1 protein-coding gene and 1 pseudogene are annotated in these 2,671 nt (G+C 75.9%); one reads left to right on the top strand and one right to left on the bottom strand.

Annotated elements, in window-relative coordinates; translation table 11 throughout:
• The first annotated feature begins 1,235 nt into the window (after positions 1-1,235).
• A complete protein-coding gene (gene serB / locus GTW67_RS13150) occupies positions 1,236-2,468 on the top strand; it encodes a phosphoserine phosphatase SerB (RefSeq protein ID WP_161164997.1) in 1,233 nt (410 codons plus the stop codon).
• Between the two features lie 71 nt (positions 2,469-2,539).
• Here the strand turns inward: serB and GTW67_RS13145 are convergent.
• A pseudogene (locus GTW67_RS13145) lies at positions 2,540-2,671 on the bottom strand (histidine phosphatase family protein); the annotation flags it as partial.

The following is a 2,671-nucleotide window of genomic DNA, read 5'->3' as shown; positions in this document are numbered from 1 at the left end:
CGGGGCGGGGGGCACGGGGCCGACAGGGAGCCCCGGCACTGGATATGCCGGGTCGGCAGGCGGATCCAGCCCCGCGGGGCCGGGTGTCTCCGGGTACGGGCAGCCGTACGGCGATGCCCCGGGCACCGGGAGTGCGGGCGAGGGGGCGCGCGGGGTGCCGTCGTACGGGGCGGTGGAGTCGTCCGGGGCGGGCGGTGCACCGTACGGGGCCGGCGGAGCGCCGTACGGGACGAGCAGTGCGCCGCACGGGACGGAAGGATCTCCGCACGGGACGGAAGGATCTCCGCACGGGACGGAAGGATCTCCGCACCGGCCCGGGAGCTCCCCGTACCGGCCCGGCAGCACCCCGTACCGGCCGCCCAACCCGGACACCAACCCCTATCTGCGTACGCCGGGCGCGGCGCCCGGCCCCGAAGACGCCCGAGCCCCGGGTGCGGGAGTGGCCCCGCAGGGTGAGTGGCCGTCCGACGGCGGGCGGGCGCCGGGCGGCACGGGGCACGGCCCCGGCGGGGCGGAGGCGAGCGTTCCCGGGCCCGAGGCGCCGCGGTCGCCGGACCCGGAACGGCCGTCCGACGACGGTGACGACCTGTACGGCGCCGAGACCGTGGTCGGCCCGCTGGATCCGTCGCCGCGTCCGCCGGGACGGCCTCCGCGGCCCGGAAACCGGCCGTCGTCCCGGTGGGGCGAGAGGCCGCCGCCCCCGCCGCCCCCTCCCCCGGCGCCGCCACCACGGCCGAGGGACGGGCAGTGATCCCGTCGTCCGCGCAGGACGGAGGTGCCGCGGGGCCGGTACGTCCGCGGCGCTGTGCCGCGGCGATCAGCGGGCCCAACCGCTCACACCGAGCCTCCCGGCGGCGGCCCGGGCGCGGGGCGCTGCGCCCTGGGCGGCCTGCCCCGTCCGCTCACGCCGAGCCTCCCGGCAGCCGGGCCGGAGGCCGGGGCGGCGGACCACTCCGCGATGCGACGCCCCGACCCCGGCAGCGCGGCGCGCGGACGACTCCGGGACGCCGCGTCCCAGTCCCGCAGCGCGCGGACGACTCCGGGACACGGACATCCCGACCCCGGCAGCGCACCTGTGGCCGCCGGAGACAGCGCCCCGACCGGGTGGCGGTGCCGGGCCCCGTGCCGTGCCGTCCGGTCAGCCCCGCGTCACCCGCGCGTCGGCGAATGTTCCGTGTCCGCCAGGCGGACCTCGCGGGCGGGAGGCACCGCGTGCCGGATACGGTTGGAGCACCATGAGCGCTACGCAGACCTCTGACGTTCCCACTCTCCTCGTCAAGATCTTCGGCAAGGACCGGCCCGGCATCACGGCCGGACTGTTCGACACCCTCGCCGCCTACTCCGTCGACGTGGTCGACATCGAGCAGGTCGTCACCCGTGGCCGGATCGTGCTGTGCGCGCTCGTGACCGAGCCGTCCAGGGCGCTGGAGGGCGATCTGCGGGCGACCGTCCACAGCTGGGCGGAGTCGATGAAGATGCAGGCGGAGATCATCTCCGGCATCGGCGACAACCGGCCGCGCGGCCTCGGCCGCTCCCTGGTGACCGTGCTCGGCCACCCCCTCACCGCCGAGGCGACGGCCGCCATAGCGGCCACGATCACCAGGACCGGCAGCAACATCGACCGCATCTTCCGGCTCGCCAAGTACCCCGTGACCGCGGTCGAGTTCGCCGTGTCCGGGTCGGCGACCGAGCCCCTGCGCACCGCCCTGGCCACCGAGGCGGCGGCGCTCGGCGTGGACGTCGCGGTCGTCTCGGCCGGCCTGCACCGGCGGGCGCAGCGCCTGGTGGTGATGGACGTGGACTCCACGCTGATCCAGGACGAGGTCATCGAGCTGTTCGCGGCGCACGCGGGCTGCGAGGACAAGGTCGCCGAGGTGACGGCGGCCGCGATGCGCGGGGAACTGGACTTCGAGCAGTCGCTGCACGCGCGCGTGGCGCTGCTGGCGGGGCTGGACGCCTCGGTGGTGGAGAAGGTCCGCGCCGAGGTGCGGCTGACACCGGGTGCCCGCACCCTGATCCGCACGCTGAAGCGGCTCGGCTACCAGGTGGGCGTCGTCTCCGGCGGCTTCACCCAGGTCACCGACGATCTGAAGGAGCGGCTGGGGCTGGACTTCGCCCAGGCCAACACGCTGGAGATCGTCGACGGCCGGCTGACCGGCCGGGTCACCGGGGAGATCGTGGACCGGGCGGGCAAGGCACGGCTGCTGCGCCGGTTCGCCGCCGAGGCGGGCGTGCCGCTGTCGCAGACCGTGGCGATCGGCGACGGCGCCAACGACCTGGACATGCTGAACGCGGCCGGACTCGGGGTCGCCTTCAACGCCAAGCCGGTGGTGCGCGAGGCGGCGCACACCGCGGTGAACGTGCCGTTCCTCGACACGGTCCTCTACCTGCTCGGCATCACCCGCGAGGAGGTCGAGGCGGCGGACATCCTGGACGAGGACCTCCCCGACGGCCTCGACCTGCCCTGACCCGCCGCCGTACGACGAGGGCCCGGACCGCGTGCGCGGATGCCGGGCCCTGCCGCGTCGGGTCGAGTCGGTCAGTCGGTCGGCACCCAGTAGTCGACCAGCGAGGCCACGCCCGGCTCCACGGTCTTCCAGGAGCCGGTGAAGGTCAGGACGGCGAAGGCGGCGGCCGGGAAGCCGCGGCGGCCCATCCGCTCCCGGACGTA

It is taken from the genome of Streptomyces sp. SID5910 (assembly GCF_009862125.1).
Taxonomy (GTDB): Bacteria; Actinomycetota; Actinomycetes; order Streptomycetales; family Streptomycetaceae; genus Streptomyces.
The sequence above is the reverse complement of the archived record's forward strand: the minus strand, read 5'-3'. Positions and strand labels throughout refer to the sequence as shown.